18 protein-coding genes, 1 tRNA gene and 1 pseudogene are annotated in these 18,753 nt (G+C 61.0%); 11 read left to right on the forward strand and 9 right to left on the reverse strand.

Annotation, left to right across the window (positions count from 1 at the left end):
* Positions 1 to 108 precede the first annotated feature (108 nt).
* The 8 genes and pseudogenes from FTO60_RS06920 (at position 109) to FTO60_RS06955 (ending at position 7,598) form a co-directional block, all read left to right on the forward strand.
* A complete protein-coding gene (locus FTO60_RS06920) occupies positions 109 to 1,317 on the forward strand; it encodes a cyclopropane-fatty-acyl-phospholipid synthase family protein (protein WP_148055271.1) in 1,209 nt (402 codons plus the stop codon).
* 32 nt (positions 1,318 to 1,349) lie between these two features.
* Positions 1,350 to 1,790 carry a TrgA family protein gene (locus FTO60_RS06925; RefSeq protein ID WP_148055272.1) on the forward strand — a complete coding sequence of 147 codons (441 nt, stop codon included), beginning with the start codon at positions 1,350 to 1,352 and terminating at the stop codon, positions 1,788 to 1,790.
* Positions 1,791 to 1,792: 2 nt separating this feature from the next.
* Positions 1,793 to 2,827 carry an NUDIX domain-containing protein gene (locus FTO60_RS06930; protein ID WP_148055273.1) on the forward strand — a complete coding sequence of 345 codons (1,035 nt, stop codon included), beginning with the start codon at positions 1,793 to 1,795 and terminating at the stop codon, positions 2,825 to 2,827.
* A 52-nt stretch (positions 2,828 to 2,879) separates the two neighbouring features.
* Positions 2,880 to 3,914, forward strand: coding sequence for a cysteine synthase A (locus FTO60_RS06935; RefSeq protein ID WP_148055274.1), 1,035 nt, complete (start codon positions 2,880 to 2,882; stop codon positions 3,912 to 3,914).
* Positions 3,911 to 6,373 (forward strand): DUF3772 domain-containing protein, encoded by a 2,463-nt coding sequence (locus FTO60_RS06940; protein ID WP_148055275.1) that lies wholly within the window; start codon positions 3,911 to 3,913, stop codon positions 6,371 to 6,373. Before FTO60_RS06935 ends, FTO60_RS06940 begins: the two co-directional genes overlap by 4 nt.
* Positions 6,370 to 7,088 (forward strand): annotated as a pseudogene (locus FTO60_RS06945) (alanyl-tRNA editing protein). The gene FTO60_RS06940 and the pseudogene FTO60_RS06945 overlap by 4 nt, the downstream one beginning before the upstream one ends.
* Complete coding sequence (locus FTO60_RS06950) at positions 7,085 to 7,450, forward strand: hypothetical protein (RefSeq protein WP_148055276.1); 366 nt, start codon at positions 7,085 to 7,087, stop codon at positions 7,448 to 7,450. The pseudogene FTO60_RS06945 and the gene FTO60_RS06950 overlap by 4 nt, the downstream one beginning before the upstream one ends.
* 58 nt (positions 7,451 to 7,508) lie before the next feature.
* A tRNA-Ser gene (locus FTO60_RS06955) sits at positions 7,509 to 7,598 on the forward strand.
* 48 nt (positions 7,599 to 7,646) lie between these two features.
* Here the strand turns inward: FTO60_RS06955 and FTO60_RS06960 are convergent.
* Positions 7,647 to 8,789 carry a lytic murein transglycosylase gene (locus FTO60_RS06960; RefSeq protein ID WP_148055277.1) on the reverse strand — a complete coding sequence of 381 codons (1,143 nt, stop codon included), beginning with the start codon at positions 8,787 to 8,789 and terminating at the stop codon, positions 7,647 to 7,649.
* 37 nt (positions 8,790 to 8,826) lie between these two features.
* Positions 8,827 to 9,423, reverse strand: a complete 597-nt coding sequence (locus tag FTO60_RS06965; RefSeq protein WP_148055278.1) for a gamma-glutamyl kinase — start codon at positions 9,421 to 9,423, stop codon at positions 8,827 to 8,829.
* A 206-nt stretch (positions 9,424 to 9,629) separates the two neighbouring features.
* Between FTO60_RS06965 and recA the strand changes: the two genes are divergently transcribed.
* The 3 genes from recA (at position 9,630) to FTO60_RS06980 (ending at position 13,783) form a co-directional block, all read left to right on the forward strand.
* A complete protein-coding gene (gene recA / locus FTO60_RS06970; protein WP_148055279.1) occupies positions 9,630 to 10,727 on the forward strand; it encodes a recombinase RecA in 1,098 nt (365 codons plus the stop codon).
* Positions 10,728 to 10,850: 123 nt separating this feature from the next.
* Positions 10,851 to 13,499: an alanine--tRNA ligase gene (gene alaS / locus FTO60_RS06975; RefSeq protein WP_148055280.1), complete on the forward strand. Its 2,649-nt coding sequence runs from the start codon at positions 10,851 to 10,853 to the stop codon at positions 13,497 to 13,499.
* Complete coding sequence (locus FTO60_RS06980) at positions 13,496 to 13,783, forward strand: DUF1330 domain-containing protein (protein ID WP_148055281.1); 288 nt, start codon at positions 13,496 to 13,498, stop codon at positions 13,781 to 13,783. The genes alaS and FTO60_RS06980 overlap by 4 nt, the downstream gene beginning before the upstream one ends.
* Before the next feature lie 5 nt (positions 13,784 to 13,788).
* Here FTO60_RS06980 and FTO60_RS06985 read toward each other — a convergent pair whose 3' ends face one another.
* From FTO60_RS06985 to FTO60_RS07015, 7 genes are read right to left on the reverse strand one after another with little or no spacing between them, the layout of a single operon-like run.
* The gene (locus FTO60_RS06985) at positions 13,789 to 14,574 is read right to left on the reverse strand and encodes a DUF6639 family protein (protein WP_368074264.1); all 786 of its coding nucleotides are present in this window, start codon (positions 14,572 to 14,574) and stop codon (positions 13,789 to 13,791) included.
* Complete coding sequence (gene typA, locus FTO60_RS06990) at positions 14,534 to 16,348, reverse strand: translational GTPase TypA (protein ID WP_148055283.1); 1,815 nt, start codon at positions 16,346 to 16,348, stop codon at positions 14,534 to 14,536. The genes FTO60_RS06985 and typA overlap by 41 nt, the downstream gene beginning before the upstream one ends.
* 60 nt (positions 16,349 to 16,408) lie before the next feature.
* Positions 16,409 to 16,738 carry a multidrug efflux SMR transporter gene (locus FTO60_RS06995; RefSeq protein ID WP_148055284.1) on the reverse strand — a complete coding sequence of 110 codons (330 nt, stop codon included), beginning with the start codon at positions 16,736 to 16,738 and terminating at the stop codon, positions 16,409 to 16,411.
* Between the two features lie 3 nt (positions 16,739 to 16,741).
* Positions 16,742 to 17,119, reverse strand: coding sequence for a hypothetical protein (locus tag FTO60_RS07000; protein ID WP_148055285.1), 378 nt, complete (start codon positions 17,117 to 17,119; stop codon positions 16,742 to 16,744).
* Between the two features lie 9 nt (positions 17,120 to 17,128).
* Positions 17,129 to 17,752 carry a YitT family protein gene (locus tag FTO60_RS07005; protein WP_148055286.1) on the reverse strand — a complete coding sequence of 208 codons (624 nt, stop codon included), beginning with the start codon at positions 17,750 to 17,752 and terminating at the stop codon, positions 17,129 to 17,131.
* A gap of 38 nt (positions 17,753 to 17,790) precedes the next feature.
* A complete protein-coding gene (locus FTO60_RS07010; RefSeq protein WP_217520564.1) occupies positions 17,791 to 18,423 on the reverse strand; it encodes a YdeI family protein in 633 nt (210 codons plus the stop codon).
* Complete coding sequence (locus FTO60_RS07015; protein ID WP_148055287.1) at positions 18,424 to 18,711, reverse strand: putative quinol monooxygenase; 288 nt, start codon at positions 18,709 to 18,711, stop codon at positions 18,424 to 18,426. It abuts the gene before it with no gap.
* Positions 18,712 to 18,753: the final 42 nt, after the last annotated feature.

The raw sequence follows: 18,753 nt of genomic DNA on the forward strand, positions 1-18,753 counted from the left end.
TGTGCCGATCGGGAAAAAATGAAACCCTTTCCGTGACTTCCACGTATCTTGTATTAAGATAAACACGCGCACCCTGGGGGCTGCGCGCCACACACTTGGGGGGTTGGGATGATCCTGACAACGACACAAGGGCAGGACAACCTGCCGCGCTATTTTGCATCCGTGTTTGACGTGGTCCGCCGGATTCCACGTGGGCGCGTCGATATGATCCTGCCCGACGGGCGGCATTTTCGCGCCGAAGGGCGCGATGCGGGCCATGTCGCCGAATTGCATGTCCATAACGCCGATCTGTTCGCCCGCCTGATCCGCGAGGGCGATCTGGGCTTTTGCGAGGCCTATATGGACGGTTGGTGGTCAACGCCCGATTTGCAGGCCTTCATGGACCTTGTGCATGATGACGCCGAAGAAATGTATGACGGCTTTCCAGGCCAGCGGTTCGTGCGCGCCTATGAACAGCTGCGCTTCTGGCTGCAGTCCAATTCCAAGCGTCAGGCCCGTAAAAACATCAGCTATCACTATGATCTGGGCAATGAATTCTACGGGCTGTGGCTTGATGACACCATGACCTATTCGTCGGCCAAGTTCGAGAGCGGACAAGAGCCGCTGGAAACGGCGCAGGAACAGAAATACGCCTCAATGATTGATCAGATGGGCGCGCAGGCGGGTGATCATGTGCTGGAAATCGGCTGCGGCTGGGGCGGGTTCGCGCAATACGCCGCACGCGAGCGCGGGATCAAGGTCACGGGGCTGACCATCAGCCAAGAGCAGTTTAACTATGCAACGGATCGCATTGAAAAAGCTGGGCTTTCCGATATGGTGACCTTCAAGTTGCAGGACTACCGCGACGAAACCGGCACCTATGATGGCGTTGCCTCGATCGAGATGTTCGAGGCCGTGGGCGAAAAATACTGGCCGGTCTACTTTGACACCCTGCGCGACCGCCTGAAACCGGGGCGCAACGCCACACTGCAAATCATCACGGTGCATGATGCCCGCTGGGAGGTCTACAAACGCGGCGTGGACTTCATCCAGAAATACATTTTTCCGGGCGGGATGCTGCCCAGCCCCACGGTGCTGCGCCAACAGGTTGAAAAGGCGGGGCTGCGCGTGGCCCACTCGATTGAATTTGGCGAAAGCTACAGCCAGACCCTGCGCCGCTGGCACGATGATTTCAACGCCAAATGGGATCAGGTGGCCGCGCTTGGATTCGATGATCGGTTCCGCCGGATGTGGAACTTTTACCTCACCTCTTGCGCGGGGACGTTTCATAGCGGAAACTGTGACGTAACACAGATCACGGTGACACGGCCCGCTTGAAGGTCGGCACCGCCGGGACAAGGAGCAGTGTCATGCCTACCTTTGGACGATTGACGGCGGCCATCCTGTTTGCGCCGCTTTGCTGGTATGTGTCGCTTCTGGCGATACCGCTGTTTCCCGAAGGGCGCGTTCCGCCCATGTGGGCGGAAATCAACGCCGTGATTGGCCTGCTGATGGGGTGGATCATCGCCGGAAAACGCGCGGGTGACGGGACAAGCGCGGCCATCGGCTATGGCCTGACCACCTTTGCGGCAATCATTTTCTGGTCGCTGTTCGCCCATTCCTTCATCGAAATGATCGACCGGTCCCTGAACAAGCGCTACGATGGCCCCTCAGAGGCGGTGATCAGCATCATGGAACTGGCCGCCGAACTGGGAGGCTGGCTGGCGACGCCGCTGGTCCTTGGCACCTTCGTCGTCGGGTCGTTGATTGCCGCCCTGATCACCGAATATATCGGCAGCAGGTATTCCTGAACATGAACCCGCAAAAGGGGCTGGTGATCTTCGGCACGCTGCGCGACCCGGCGTTGATGACGCTGGTGTTGGGGCGCGATCTGGACCCTTACGAATCCGAATGGGCGGTGCTGACGGGCCATAGCGTGCGGTGGGCCAAGGGGCAGAATTTCCCGCTGCTGGTGACCGATAAAGCCGGGGCGGCCCAGGGTTTGCGCTTTACAAGGCTCAGCGCGCAGGACTACGCCCGCCTTGATTATTACGAGGGGTTGTTCGGGTATCGACGCCGCGACGTCGGCGTGATGGACGCCAGCGGCACATGGCACACGGCCGAAGTCTATTGGCCCATCGCCGCGCAGTGGGAACCTGGCGTGCTCTGGGACTATGACACATGGCACAGCGAATTTGGCGCGCAGAACCTGATCGCCGCCGCCGACAAGATGGCAGGGTTTGACGCCGCCCCCGAAACGGTGCGCCACATCGCCCAACGCCGCGTCTATGAAAACTTCTTTGCCGTTGACGAATACGATCTGCAATTTCGTAAATTCGCCGGCGGCTTTAGCCCAACCGTGGAGCGCGCCGTGTTCGTCGGTGGGCAAAGCGCGATTGTGCTGCCCTATGACCCCGTGCGCGACCGCGTGCTGGTGGTCGAACAGTTCCGCGCGGGCGCTTACGGGGCGGGGGATGATGCCCCTTGGACGATTGAACCCATCGCAGGCCGGATTGATCGTGGTGAAAGCCCTCAAACCGCCGCCCGCCGCGAGGCCCGCGAAGAAGCGGGTCTGACCCTGCGCGATTTGCTGCCCGTGGCTGCATCCTACCCCAGCCCCGGCACCACAACCGAATTTTTCCATGTGTTCGTCGGCCTTTGCGATCTGCCGGATGGAATCGCCGGTTTGGGCGGCGCAGTGGCCGAAGACGAAGATATCCGCAGCCACCTGTTGCCGTGGGCAGAGTTTGACGCGCGTTTGATGGCGGGCGGGTTTCGGCTGTTGCCGCTGATCGCCGCGGGCCATTGGCTTGCACGAAACCGCGAGGGAGTGCGCGCATCCGCTTGAGTTCGCACCTGCGCGCCCCTAGACAGGTAGGCAAGCAAGAAAGGCCAAACTGATGCAGATTAAATCCGACCTCGCCGAAACTGTCGGCAATACGCCCCTGATCAAGCTGCGCGCCGCAAGCGAGGCGACAGGCTGCACCATTTTGGGCAAGGCCGAATTCATGAACCCCGGTCAGTCGGTCAAGGACCGCGCGGCGCTGTTCATCATCCGCGACGCGATTGCCAAGGGGCAGTTGAAACCCGGCGGCACGATCGTCGAAGGGACGGCGGGCAATACCGGTATCGGTCTGGCGCTGGTGGGTGCCTCGATGGGCTTCAAGACGGTAATTGTCATCCCTGAGACACAATCGCAGGAAAAGAAGGACATGCTGCGCCTGGCCGGCGCCGAACTGGTGCAGGTGCCTGCCGCACCCTATCGCAATCCCAACAACTATGTCCGCTATTCGGGGCGGCTGGCTGAAAAGCTGGCGCGCGACAGCAATCAGGGTGTGATCTGGGCCAATCAGTTTGACAATGTCGCCAACCGTCAGGCCCATCTCGAAACCACGGGGCCGGAAATCTGGAACCAGACAGACGGCAAGGTTGATGGTTTCGTCTGCGCTGTCGGTTCGGGCGGCACACTGGCCGGTGTCGGTATGGCACTGCAACCCAAGGGCGTGAAAATGGCGCTGGCCGATCCCGATGGCGCAACGCTGCACAGCTTTTATACCACGGGCGAACATAAATCCGACGGCGGCTCGATCACCGAAGGGATCGGGCAGGGGCGCATCACCGCCAACCTTGAAGGGTTCACACCCGATATGTCCTACAACATCCCCGACAGCGAAGCCTTGCCGATCGTGTTCGACCTGTTGGAACACGAAGGGCTGTGTCTGGGCGGATCGTCTGGGATCAACGTCGCCGGGGCGATCCGCATGGCGCGTGAAATGGGGCCGGGCCATACGATTGTGACGGTGCTGTGCGATTACGGCACGCGCTATCAATCCAAATTGTGGAACCCCGAATTTCTGCGCGACAAAGGTCTGCCCGTTCCCGGCTGGCTCAGTGCCGCGCCACAGTCCATCCCCGGCGTGTTCGAGGACGTATGACGCCGATCGCCCGCTTTATCCGTATCGCGGCGCTGTGGCTGCTGCTTGGCCTGCCCTTGCAGGTCAGCGCGCAGGACACGACCATCGAAACGCCCGCCGATACGACCGTCACGACACCAAATACCGTGGCAGAGCGCGGCAAGGTCGCGGGCATTGACTATGGCGCGTGGGACAGTGTCGCCACCCGCGCCGAGGCCGCTGTGGAGGCCGGGCGTGCATCAAGCTTCGCGCTTGAACAATTGCGCGCCGAACTGGTCGACTGGCGTGATACCTTTCTTACGGGCCAATCGGTCAACAGCGCGCGGATCGAAACCGTGTCGGCGCAGATCAGCGCCCTTGGCCCGACCACCAACGATGCGGGCGACCCGATTGAGGACTCGCCTGCCATCGCCGCGCGTCGCGCGGTTCTCAATGACCAGTTGGACCGCTTGCAGGCACCTGTGATCCTCGCCGAGGAAGCGCATACCCAAGCCAACGGGCTGATCAGTGAAATTGACACGCTGATCCGCGATCGTCAGGCCGAAGCGCTTTATGCGCGCGATGATTCGCCTTTGATGCCGCAGAACTGGAGCGCGACATGGGGGGCGGTGAAATCAGGCGGAATGGCGATCTATATCGAGGCCCGCACCACCTTGAACAGTGAAATCCGCCGTGCGGCGGTGGTTCAGGCCGCCCCGTCCGCGGGCCTGCTGGCGCTGGTCGGGCTGGTGCTGTTGTTGCGTGGCCGGCAGTGGGCCGCGCGGTTGCAAAACCTTGTGGTGGCGCGGTCATTGCGCGGGCGTGGCGTGTGGGATTTCATCATATCCCTGAGCCAGATCGTCCTGCCGCTGACGGGGGTTGTTGCGCTGACGGCTGCGGTCGATTCGCTTGAGGTTCTGGGCCAACGGGGCGCGGCCCTGCTGGCGGTCTTGCCGCTCGCGGCGCTGTTTGTGCTGTTTGCGCGATGGCTGTCGGGGCATTTCTTTGCCGATGCGGACGGGCAGGTGGGGGTGGCCCCACTTGATTTCACTGCCGAGACCCGCAGTCAGGGGCGCTGGCTCAGCACGTCGTTGGGGTGGTTGCTGGGGGCGCGCATCCTGCTTGAGTCATTCCTGACGGTGATAGATGCCTCGGCGGCTGTGCAATCGGTCATGCTGTTGCCGCTGGCGGTGCTGGTTGCGGTGATGCTGTTCCGGTTGGGGCAATTGCTGGTGCGCTATGGCGCGCCCGCGCCCGTGCCCGCCGATGATGATGACGCTTCGCCGCCACGACCATATACGGATCGCCTTGTCGCGCTGGTTGGCCGGGCGCTGGTCATCATCGCCGCGCTTGCACCCTTGCTGGCCGTGCTGGGCTATACCGAAGCGGCGAATATGCTGCTTTATCCGGCTGTCATGTCGCTGGGTGTGCTGGGCATTGTCTTGCTGCTGCAAAGCCTTGTATTTGACATCTACACCCTGCTGACCCGCGCCGAGGATGGCAGCCGCGATGCGCTGATCCCGGTGCTGATCGGCTTTGTGCTGTTGTTGCTGGCCCTGCCTGTCCTGTCGCTGATCTGGGGCGCGCGGGTGGCGGACCTGACCGAACTCTGGACCCGCTTTCGTCAGGGATTTTCGATCGGGGCCACGCAGATTTCGCCCACCAGCTTCCTGACCTTCGCCATCGTTTTCGCGGTTGGCTATACCGTGACGCGGCTGTTGCAAGGGACGCTGCGCACCACTGTGCTGCCCAAGACGCGCATGGATGTCGGTGGGCAGAACGCGGTCGTGTCGGGCCTTGGTTATGTCGGGATATTCCTGGCGGCCCTTGTGGCGATCACCACCGCCGGGATTGATCTGTCGGGCCTGGCGATTGTCGCCGGTGCCCTGTCGGTCGGCATCGGTTTCGGCCTGCAAAACATCGTGTCCAATTTCGTCGCCGGGATCATCTTGTTGATCGAGCGCCCGATTTCCGAAGGCGACTGGATCGAGGTTGGTGGGCAAATGGGCTATGTGCGCGATATTTCCGTGCGCTCCACCCGGATCGAAACCTTTGATCGCACCGACGTCATCGTGCCCAATGCCGATCTGGTCAGCGGGCAGGTGATCAACTGGACCCGTGGCAATTCTGTGGGTCGCGTGATCGTGCCCGTGGGGGTGGCCTATGGCACCGATACAGATCTGGTTGCCCGATTGCTGTTGGATATTGCCAAGGATCATCCGCTTGTGCTCGCCAATCCCGCGCCCAACGTCATCTTTCAGGGGTTTGGTGCGGACTCGCTTGATTTTGAAATTCGCGCAATCCTGCGGGATGTGAATTGGGTGCTCAAGATCAAATCCGATATGAATCACGCCATCGCCAAAAAGTTCGCCGAAGAAGGGATCGAGATACCCTTTGCCCAGCGTGACGTCTGGCTGCGCAACCCCGAAACGCTGTCGGGCGCCGCAAAGCCCAAACCCAAACCCAAACCCAAACCAAAATCGCCGGAGGGCACGTCATGACGACGCCGCTGTTTCGCGATGACGCCTACCTGCGTGATGCCCCCGCGACCGTGACAGCAATCACCGACGAGGGCGGGATCGTGCTGGATCAAACGGTGTTTTATGCCACCGGCGGTGGCCAACCCGGCGACAGCGGGCGGCTGGCATGGGGGGCGGTGCCATCGAAATCGCCACCACCGTCAAGGGCGAAGGTGATGCGATCGTTCTTGTTCCCGCCGAACCCGCGCCCCTGCCTCCGGTCGGCGCACCCGTCACGCAGTCGCTGGACTGGGACCGCCGCCACCGGATGATGCGCGTTCACACCGCGCTGCATCTGCTGTCGGTCGTGATCCCGCTGCCGGTCACCGGCGGATCGATTTCCGCCGACAAGGGCCGCCTTGATTTCGACATGCCCGATGCCCCCGCGGACAAGGACACGCTCGAGGCGACCCTCAACAAGCTGATCGCCTGCGATTTCGAAGTCACCGCGGAATGGATCACCGAGGCCGCGCTTGACGCCAATCCCGCGCTGGTAAAGACCCTGTCCGTGCAGCCGCCGCGCGGGGCAGGGCGCATCCGCCTGATCCGCATCGGCAGCGGTGAAAATACCGCCGATCTGCAACCCTGCGGCGGCACCCATGTCGCCTTTACCGGTGAAATCGGCAGCGTGCGCATTGGCAAGATCGAAAAGAAGGGCAAGCAAAACCGCCGCGTCTATATGCATCTGGTATCATGAGCTTTGCCTTGGTCGCGCGGATCGTTGCCGCCATATGCGCGGTGTTATTTGTGATCTTGCTGCTTTTTCCCGCCACTTATGCGCCGACCTACGGCGTGGCGGCGGACATGGGCGTGCAGTTCATCACCCGCCGCGCTGCGCCCATGTTCATCGCGCCTGCGGTTATTTTGTGGTGCGCCGCATCCGCGCCCGACACCCCACTGCGCCGCGCCGTGGCGCTTGGCATTGCCCTGTCGTTCGTCGGGATCGCCGCGACCGGTCTGGCCGCATATCTGGCCGGAACCGCAAGTGCGGCAATCCTGATCGCCGCCCTTGGCGAATGCCTGATGGCTGCGGCCTTGTGGGCCACCCGCAAAAACTGACCGGCTTGGCGCAAAGCCCCTTGAAACTGCCGTGCCGCATGGATTAAGGACAGCCCACGGACAGGTGGCCGAGTGGTCGAAGGCGCACGCCTGGAAAGTGTGTAGGCGGGAGACCGTCTCCAGGGTTCGAATCCCTGTCTGTCCGCCACCCCCCTTTTCGTCGGGCCGACTTTTGCCCTGCGCGGCGTTCGCCGATCTAGCGCAAGGCGGCCAGCACGTCGCGGGTTGCCTGTCCGGTCACAACCATCCCCTGACGGCGCTGGAAATCGCTGATCGCGGCCTGCGTTTTCGCGCCGACCACACCGTCGATCGTGCCGATGTCATAACCGCGCTGCGCCAGCGCCCGCTGGATCGCCAGCCGGTCGTCGCGGCTAAGCCCGTTTGCATCGGGGGGAAAGCTGCCGCGCAACGGGCCAGCGCCGCCAATCCGGTCGGCCAGATGGCCCACGCCCAGTGCATAAAGGTCTGAATTGTTGTAGGTTTTCAGCACATCGAAATTGCGCGTCACCGTGAAACTGACGCCGCCACTTTGCGGCTGGATCCTGCGCCCTGATGGTCCGCCCGTGCCGGCCTCGGCGCCCCAGCGCAGCCCGGTGCGCCAGCCGTTGCGCGCCAGGTAACTGGCCGTGGAGGCCAGCGCGTCGGCTGGATCATCGCCCCAAATATCGCGCCGCCCGTCACCGGTAAAATCAACCGCAAAGGATTGATAAGACGTGGGAATAAACTGCGTATGGCCCATCGCACCGGCCCAGCTTCCGGTCAGGCGGGCCGGGGTCGTATCACCGCTTTGCAAAATCCGCAGGGCCGCGATCAGCTGGGATTCGTAAAACGCCCCGCGCCGCCCGTCAAAGGCAAGGGTCGCCGTGGACGAGATCACCGGGATTTCGCCGCGTTTTTCACCGAACTGGCTTTCCATCCCCCAGATCGCCGCGACGATCAGCGCATCAACGCCATAGCGCGATTCAATCGCCGACAGGGTGCTGGCATGGCGCGAAAACGCGGCGCGGCCCTTGCTGATGCGTTCGTCCGACGTGGCGATGGACAGATATTCCTCAAGGGTGCGGCGGGTTTGGATTTGCGTGCCGTCACGGGTGATCACGCCGGGCAGATAGCCCGCATTGGCAAAGGCCGCGTCCAGCGTCGCCGACGAAATACCGGCACTGCGCGCGCGCGGGCGAAACGCCGCGACCCAGCGGGTGAACCCGTCGTTCGCCACGGGGCGCAGATCGGCGGGCAACCCGTTGGTGCTGACGCGCTGCATGGCGGATGGCGCGCCGGTGCACGCCGTCAATCCAAAGGCACCTGACCCGGCAAGAAAAACACGTCGATTGAAATTCATATCACCACCATAACCTGACGCTGGCAGCATACCACGCTTATCGCCGCCCTGCCTCCCAGACGCGGAACTCATCGGCACATTTACGCCGCAACTTGTCCTGCGTGGCATCGGACAGGTCCAGTGTCATCCGGGGTGAGACATTCATTTGCGGCAGGGAAATTTCGATCCCCAGCCGGTCCTCCAGAAAGGCGATCAGCTTGTCTTGCTGTTCGTATTGGAACAGGTCATCGACGCCGATCGCGCCCTCGTTGTCCAGCAGGAACTTGGCCTGACTTCCCACCTGCGCAAAGGGCGGCTTGGCCCCCTTCATATAGGCCTGCACGAAATCATCGAAACTGATGTCGCGGGTGCTGTTCTTGTGGCCGATCAGATCGTCGCGGTAACGATAGCGATACCAGCTACCCAGCCAGTCGACCGGTTCGCGCACCACGGCGAGTGTTTCCATCTCCTGCCCGCCGGCCTGCTTGAAATAGGGGTGAAGGAATCGCCGGTAGCGGTAAACGGGGGCATGTTTCAGCAGGGGCGGATCGCGCACGACCATTGACGCCTTTGACGAAAGTGCCCGTTCCAGCGCGGTTGTGCCGGTTTTGGGAACCGCCAGCATCACCAGTTTTTCGCTCCAGAAAACAAGCATTTAACACTACTCCCTCGGCTTTGCGCCATGACACCCCGTTTTTGTAAACTACTCCTTAACCACTTGAGGAAAAAGTGGGGGCAGGAAAGATTTATCTTGTAATGTTCTCATTTTGGTCTCATGAAAAGAACAAGAGGTGAACAATAGCAGTGATTGCAGCCCACAGATTGCAGATTTGGGGCGCGCATGGAATAAGGACGACAAACATGGCAACGGCAGAACTTCTCAGCATGACCGACAAGAAATCAGCAGACAAACAAAAGGCGCTTGATAGCGCGCTGGCCCAGATCGAGCGGCAGTTCGGCAAGGGCTCGATCATGAAACTGGGCGGCGACAACGTGCTGGCCGACATCGAGGCGACCTCGACCGGTTCCCTGGGCCTTGATATCGCGCTTGGCATCGGTGGCATTCCCAAGGGGCGCATCGTTGAAATCTACGGGCCGGAATCATCGGGGAAAACCACGCTGACCCTGCATTGCGTCGCCGAAGAACAGAAAAAGGGCGGGGTTTGCGCATTCGTTGATGCTGAACACGCGCTTGACCCGCAATATGCCCGCAAGCTGGGTGTGAACCTGGACGAATTGCTGATCTCGCAGCCCGACACGGGCGAGCAGGCGCTGGAAATCGTTGACACTCTGGTGCGCTCGGGTGCGGTGTCGATGATCGTCGTCGATAGTGTCGCGGCGCTGACACCGAAATCCGAACTTGAAGGCGATATGGGCGACAGCAGCGTTGGTGTGCATGCCCGCCTGATGTCACAGGCCATGCGCAAGCTGACCGGATCAATCCACCGCACCAACTGCACGGTCGTGTTCATCAACCAGATCCGCATGAAAATCGGCGTGATGTTCGGCAGCCCCGAAACCACGACCGGCGGCAATGCGTTGAAATTCTACTCTTCCGTGCGTCTGGACATCCGCCGCATCGGTGCCCTGAAAGACCGTGACGAGGTTGTCGGCAACGCCACCCGCGTCAAGGTCGTGAAAAACAAAGTTGCACCGCCGTTCAAACAGGTGGAGTTCGACATCATGTATGGCGAAGGGATTTCCAAGACCGGCGAACTGCTTGATCTGGGCGTCAAGGCGGGGATCGTCGAAAAATCCGGTGCGTGGTTTTCATACGGCGATGAGCGGATCGGGCAGGGGCGTGAAAACTCCAAGGTGTTCCTCAAGGATAACCCGGGCATCGCAAACGAGATCGAAGACAAGATTCGCGCGGCGCACGGGCTTGATTTTGATGGTGCAGAACCTGCCCCGAAAATCGCCGCCAATGACAGCGATGATGACGCGTTGATCGACGTCTAGGCACCGCCGCAACGGTAAAACTGGCAAAAGGGCGTGGCACGGGCTGCGCCCTTTTCGCATGTCCCTGTGGACACTGACATTGGGCAGGGCTATTTCAGGCGCAACCAACCAAAAGAGTGCGCCATGACCAGCCTTGCCGACATCCGTTCGACCTTTCTTGATTATTTCAAACGACAAGGTCACGAGGTCGTGGCCTCAAGCCCGTTGGTGCCACGCAATGACCCGACCCTGATGTTCACCAATTCGGGGATGGTGCAGTTCAAGAACCGCTTTACCGGCCTTGAAAGCGGCCCATACCAGCGCGCCACCACCAGCCAGAAATGCGTGCGTGCAGGCGGCAAACACAATGATCTTGATAACGTCGGCTATACCGCGCGCCACCTGACGTTTTTCGAAATGCTGGGCAATTTCAGCTTTGGCGATTACTTCAAGGAAGACGCGATCCCCTTCGCATGGGAATTGCTGACCAAGGATTTCGGGATCGACAAATCGCGCCTTCTGACCACGGTGTATCACACCGACGACGAGGCCTTTGATCTGTGGAAGAAAATCGGCGTGCCCGAAGACCGGATCATCCGTATCGCTACGGACGACAATTTCTGGCGGATGGGGCCAACCGGCCCCTGCGGCCCCTGCACCGAAATCTTCTTTGATCACGGCGATCAAATCTGGGGCGGCCCGCCCGGATCGCCCGAAGAAGACGGCGACCGTTTCATCGAAATCTGGAACATCGTTTTCATGCAGAACGAACAGTTCGAAGACGGCACCATGAAACCGCTTGATATGCAAAGCATCGACACCGGCATGGGGCTGGAGCGGATCGCCTCGCTGCTGCAAGGGTCCAACAGCGTTTATGAAACCGATCTGATGCGCGCCCTGATCGGCGCTTCGGCCAATGTCACCGGCGTTGATCCCGACGGGGACAGGGCCGTGCATCACCGTGTGATCGCGGACCATCTGCGCTCTACGTCGTTCCTGATCGCCGAAGGGGTGATGCCAAGCAATGAAGGGCGCGGCTATGTGCTGCGCCGGATCATGCGCCGCGCGATGCGACACGCGCATCTGCTGGGGGCCAAAGACCCGGTGATGCACCGCCTTGTGCCCGAACTGGTGCGCCAGATGGGCACGGCCTATCCCGAATTGGTGGAACGCAAATCCACCATCGAGGAAACCCTGCTGGGCGAGGAAGAGCGCTTTCGCCAGACCCTTGATCGCGGCTTGAAACTGCTCGCCGAGGAGGCAACGGGGCTGTCGGAGGGGCAATCGCTGTCGGGCGCGGCGGCGTTCAAGCTTTATGACACCTACGGCTTTCCGCTCGATTTGACACAGGATGCGCTGCGCGACCGCGGCGTTCTGGTTGACACGGACGGGTTTGATGCCGCGATGGCCGATCAAAAAGCAAAGGCGCGCGCGGCCTGGGTTGGCACCGGGGCCACCGCCGATGTGGCCGTCTGGTTCGATATCGTCGATGCCCATGGCGCCACTGATTTCCTGGGCTATGAAACCGAAACCGCCGAAGGCCAGATCAAGGCGCTGGTCGCCGATGGTGCCCCGGTCAATCAGGTGGCAAAGGGCGAAGTGCAGATCGTGCTGAACCAGACACCGTTTTATGCCGAAAGTGGCGGGCAGGTGGGCGACACCGGCGTGATCACGACCGCGACCGGCGCGGCCGTCGTCAAGGACACCCGCAAGGAAGCGGGGCTGTTCATTCACATCGCCGATGTGACGGATGGCGAAATCAAAGCAGGTCAAGGCGCGGAGCTGATCGTCGATCACGCGCGCCGCACCGGCATTCGCGCCAACCATTCCGCCACGCACCTGCTGCACGAAGCCCTGCGCGAAGCGCTTGGCGACCATGTGGCGCAGCGCGGATCGCTGAATGCGCCAGACCGGTTGCGGTTTGACTTCAGCCACGGCAAGGGGCTGTCAGCGGACGAATTGCGCAAAGTCGAGGCGGATGTAAACGCCATGATCCGCCAGAACACCCCCGTTGTGACCCGCATCATGACGCCCGACGATGCCCGCGCGATTGGCGCACAGGCGCTGTTCGGCGAAAAATATGGCGACGAGGTGCGCGTGGTGTCGATGGGCCGTGCCGACACCGGCAAAGGGGCCGATGGCCAGACCTATTCGATTGAACTTTGTGGTGGCACCCATGTGCGCCAGACCGGTGATATCGGCGCGTTCGTCACGCTGGGTGATAGCGCCTCATCATCGGGCGTGCGCCGGATCGAGGCGTTGACCGGACAGGCCGCACTGGACCATCTGCAAGCGCAGGATCACAGGTTGGCACAGGTGGCGCTGGCGCTGAAAGCGCAGGTCGCCGATGTGCCCGACCGCGTGAAATCGCTGATAGATGAACGCAAGGCGCTGGCCAATGAAGTGGCGCAACTGCGTCGCGAACTGGCGATGTCGGGCGGGGCCAAAGCCGCCCCCGTCGAGGCCAGGGTAATCAACGGTGTCGCCTTCAAGGCGCAGGTGATGCAGGGCGTCACGGGGCGTGACCTCCCCGCCATCATCGACGAGATGAAGGGCGATATGGGCAGCGGTGCTGTGCTCCTGATCGCCGATGGCGATGGCAAAGCCGCCGTTGCAGCGGGCGTCACGACCGACCTGACCGACAAGGTATCTGCCGTTGATCTGGTGCGCGCCGCTGTCGCGGAACTGGGTGGCAAGGGCGGCGGTGGCCGCGCGGACATGGCGCAGGGTGGCGGCAAGGATGCCGGCAACGCCGAGGCCGCTATTGCTGCAGCCGAAAAGGTGCTGGGATGAGCGCGCTTTGGATTGCCCATGTCACTGTGACGGACCCAGAGGCCTATGGCAAATACGCCGAACTGGCCGGGCCCGCCATTGCGGCGCATGGCGGGCACTTCATCGCCCGTGGCGGACGTTTTGTGCAATTGGAAGGGGTTGAGCGCGCCCGCAACGTCGTTGCGCGTTTCCCCAGTCTTGAGGCCGCCGAGGCCTGCTATCATTCGCCCGAATATCAGGCCGCGCTGAACCACGCGCGCGGCGCGTCCGAACGCGAATTGATGATCGTCGAAGTTCAGGAGTAAGCCCGTCAGAAATGTTCGGTATCGAGCAAGACTGTGCCATCAACAATCTGCCCGATGAACCCGCAAGGATCCGGGCGTTGGCTGAAATGCAGCCACGCTTTCTGGGCAAAGACTTCGGGTGCCATCGCAAGGATCATGAGGCTTACTTCATCGCGATAGATCTGACGCTGAAACCGCTCTTCGATCAGCATGGTGCGCTGATCATCGGGAAATGATTGCATCATCATTGCATAGGAAATGTATTCCTGACCCAACAAACAAGACTCGAACGGGCAGGGCATGTCGTCCGTCGCGGCGTGGGCAAGCTCGTGCACCAAAATACCCTGGAAAAATGTGTCGTCTGGCAGCGCCTGATAGATGCTGTCATCCGAGACAGCCGCGGCGAGGGCCTGGGGCGAGAGCACCTTGATAAGGTCATCTTCACAAAAGAACTGGCCGTAACAATCGTCCGACAGGCTGTCCGCCAATGTGATCGTCAATGGGCGGGTGATCTCCAGGGAACAGGATGCAAGCTGGGTGCTGGCGCGCGCCACCAGATCGCAAACCTCCTGGTCAGCCTCGGGCGATCCCGCATCAACGGTGACGGCCGTGTCGGGGCAGGCATAGGGCTCGCTTTGCGCCCCCAGGGGCGCGACGATCGCGAGCAGACAAATAAGGAACCGATTAACAAAAATGTGCCACCTCCACCGTGAAAAGGGCGAAGGGACACTGTAGTCAATCCAGCCCCATGCGTCTAGCTGACCGGATGGATTAGGCGCTGCGGGATTGGCGCTTGCGTTCGTGCGGGTCAAGGTAGCGCTTGCGCAGGCGGATCGCGTTGGGCGTTACTTCGACCAGTTCATCATCGTCGATATAGGCAATCGCCTGTTCCAGCGTCAGGGTGATCGGCGTGGTCAGGCGCACGGCTTCGTCGGTGCCCGACGCGCGCACGTTGGTCAACTGCTTGCCCTTGAGGGGGTTTACCTCGAGGTCGTTCTCACGGCTGTGTTCGCCGATGATCATGCCCTGATAGACCGCTTCCTGCGCGCCGATAAAGAACTTGCCGCGATCTTCGAGTTTCCACAGCGCGTAGGACACCGAGGTGCCGTTTTCCATCGAGATCAGCACACCTGCGCGCCGCCCCGGGATCGCGCCCTTGTGCGGTGCCCAGTCGTGAAAGACGCGGTTCATCACGCCGGTGCCGCGCGTATCGGTCAGAAATTCGCCGTGATAGCCGATCAGCCCGCGCGACGGCACATTGGCGATGATCCGCGTCTTGCCGCCGTTTTGCTTCATCTCGGTCAGTTCGCCCTTGCGCACGCCGGTCAGCTTTTCGATCACGGCGCCGGAGTATTCATCATCCACGTCGATTGTCACTTCCTCGACGGGTTCATGGCGCACACCGTCAATTTCGCGAAACAGCACCTGCGGGCGGGAAATCGACAGCTCGAACCCTTCGCGGCGCATGTTTTCGATCAACACACCCATCTGAAGTTCGCCGCGGCCTGCCACTTCAAATGCTTCACCGCCGGGCGTGTCGGAAATCTTGATCGCGACGTTGGATTCAGCCTCTTTCATCAAGCGGTCACGGATAACGCGCGACTGGACCTTTTTGCCATCGCGGCCCGCCAGCGGGCTGTCATTGATCCCGAATGTGACGGTGATGGTCGGCGGATCAATGGGTTGCGCGGGCAGGGCTTCGGTGACGGAGGGTGCGACGATGGAATCGGCCACAGTCGCCTTGGTCATGCCCGCAAGGGTGACGATATCGCCCGCTTCGGCCAGATCAATCGGCTGCTGGCCCAGTCCGCGAAACGCCAGAATTTTGGTGACGCGGAAGCTTTCGATCAGCTTGCCATCACGCGCCAGCGCCTTAACGCTTTCGCCCGCCTTCAGGGTGCCACTTTCGACGCGGCCCGTCAGGATACGGCCGATAAATGGATCAGAGCCCAGCGTGGTTGCCAGCATACGGAACGGTTCGTCGCGCGCGGCGATCTGTTTGGGGGCGGGGACGTGTTTCACGACCAGATCAAACAAGGCTTCGAGGTTTTCGCGCGGCCCGTCCAGTTCGGCGTCACACCAGCCCGACCGGCCCGAGGCATAAAGATGCGGGAAATCAAGCTGATCGTCGTCGGCTTCGAGCGAGGCAAACAGATCAAAAACTTCGTCCAGCGCGCGATCCGGCTCGGCGTCGGGTTTGTCGACCTTGTTGAGCACAACAATCGGGCGCAGCCCCAGTGCCAGCGCCTTGGAGGTGACGAATTTGGTTTGCGGCATCGGCCCCTCGGCGGCGTCCACCAGCAGCACAACCCCGTCAACCATCGACAGGATGCGCTCGACCTCGCCACCGAAATCGGCGTGGCCGGGGGTGTCGACGATATTGATGCGCATGCCTTTCCATTCCACCGAGGTGGCTTTGGCCAGAATCGTGATGCCGCGCTCGCGCTCAAGATCGTTGCTGTCCATCGCCCGTTCGGTGGTGGCCTGATTGTCGCGGTAGGTGCCCGATTGTTTCAGCAGCTCGTCCACAAGGGTGGTCTTGCCGTGGTCAACGTGGGCAATGATTGCGATGTTGCGAATTTCCATAACGTCCGTCCTGTCTGGGGTTGCGCGCGCGATACCGTGCAACCGCAGCGAACGCCAGCCCTAATGCACAGTGGTGTTGGAAAAGACCTGAATGACGACAATTCCGCCAATGATCATCGCCATGCCGATGACGGCGGGCAGGTCAAGGTTCTGGCGAAACACCAGCCAGCCGATCAGCGCGATCAGCACGATCCCAAGGCCGGACCAAAGCGCATACATGATCCCCACGGGCATGAAACGCAGGGTCAGCGACAGCAGGTAGAACGACACCGCATAGGCCACGATCACCAGCAACGAAGGCCACAGCCGGGTGAATTGCTGGCTGGCTTGCAGCGCACTTGTGCCGATGGTTTCGGCCAGCACGGCCATGAATAAATAGAAGTAAGGCATGGGCTATCCTGTAAATTCGCCCATCGGGCAAAGCGCGCGGAGTTTTTCCATCAACTGCACCGATTTGCCGGGGGCGCAGCGCAGGCGATAGGTGCCGTGCTGGGTGTCCAGATCGACAGTTTTCAAGACAAAGAACATCCGCCCGAACCCGAAACTGCGCAGGCTGTCCAGCCCGATCACCACCGGTTCGCTGTCTTTTTGAAAAGCCGCGTTCATCCGGTTGGTGGTGAATGTCAGTGCGGTTTGCGTCAGGGAAAACCGCCCGCCAACCCAGTTGCCCACCAGCGCCACGGCGGCCGTGGCAAGCGGGCGGTCGTTTTTGACGTTACCAAGGTCCATGCGCATATTGGCAAGGCCTTCAAGGATTACAGGGTCGGCCATTGGTCCCCCTTACGTGGCGACATACCAGTCGCGGCGATGGTTGAACGTGATGATCAAGTTGACCACAAGCGCGCCCAGCATGGAATAGAAAACCGCCCCCGCCGGAATCACGAAAAAGGCCGCCGCAAAGATGCAGGCGTCGAACAGAAGCTGGGTGAAACCGGCGCGAAAGCCGGTCTTTTCCTGCAGGTAAAGCGCAAGGATACCCACACCGCCAAGACTTGAGCCATGCCGGAACAGCGCCAGCAGCCCCGCACCGGTGACCGCACCAAACAGCACCGCGCCAAAGATCGGGTCGAGGCTGGCAAAGCTGATCAGCTGCGGAAAATAAAGTGACATGAGCGACAGCATGGCAACGCTGACAAAGGTCTTGATCGTGAACCGCAGCCCGATCCGGCGAAAGCCCAGCCAGTAAAACGGGATGTTCACGACGAAAAACACCAGCCCGAAACTGTAACCGCTGGCATATGACAGCAACAGGGCCAGCCCCGCCGTTTGTCCCGTGACCAGCCCCAGATGGGTCAGGATGACAAGGCCAGTGGCGGCCATGCCCGTGCCAAACACCAGCCCCTGCACATCTTCAAGCAGGGTATGGCGGCGGGGGCGATCTTTTGGGGGGATCTGGTCGGTCATGGGGCAGGGGTAGAATGCCACCGCGCCACTGTCCATCCCTAGCGCTCAAGCGCCCCTTTGCCCGCAATGATCTTGTCGCGGAACCTGGCGATGCGGGCCACGCGTGTGGGTGATTGTTTCGCACCATTAAGGTTGATCACATAGCTGCGCTGCCGCCCCGGCGTGAGGTCAAAGAAAGCCTCGGCCAATTCGGGATCAGCGTCGAGCGCGGCTGTCAGCTCATCGGGCAGCACGATCTCCACCTGCTTTTTTTCCGCTTTGATCCCGGCTTGGGCATAACCCATCGCTTCGGTGATGTATGCGCGGATAATATGTTTCATATCAGCAGGTTGCGTGTTGTTATTAAAGCTGATCATGTCGGCCGTCTGGGTGTTGGGGCCCTTCTTTCGCAAGATGCCTTCGGGGTCTGTCATCAGGCCTGCATTAAAGAAGGACAGGCGAAAATCATCGCGAAAGGCGCCAAGGATCACCAGATTTCGTCCGTTATGCATATAGACCGGATGGCCCCATTTTGCGGTTTCGGTCAGCCCCAGATCGGCGCAGATCGCGCGCAGGTGGGTCAGCCCGCCCAGCCAGCGCCGGGTGACGCAATCGGGCGTTTCGAACTTGTCGCAGCGCCCGCACCCCTTGGTGAAATAATCGTCAGGGTCGGTGATCATCGCGCGGGCCATCTAGGGGACTCTTGTCATTTCATTGATCTGGACATGGGCCACGGCCCCTTCGGTGGCGGGGCCATTGGCGATGATATGTGGCGATTTCATATGCGCCTGCCACAGCTCGCGGGTCTCCCAGATCTCGTAAAAGACAAAGAAACCGGGCGTGTCGTTGTCGCTGTGCAGGTCATATTGAATGCAGCCGTCTTCGGCCAAAGTCGGGGCGATCAGATTGTGCAGCGCTTCGCGCAGGACGTCCTCTTTGCCGGGGATGGCCGTGATCTGGGCAAGAATGGTCAAGGTCATTGGGGCGCTCCTTTTGCGGCAAGTATTGCGCCACGCGAGTCG

The sequence above is a fragment of the Octadecabacter sp. SW4 genome, from assembly GCF_008065155.1.
Lineage (GTDB): Bacteria > Pseudomonadota > Alphaproteobacteria > Rhodobacterales > Rhodobacteraceae > SW4.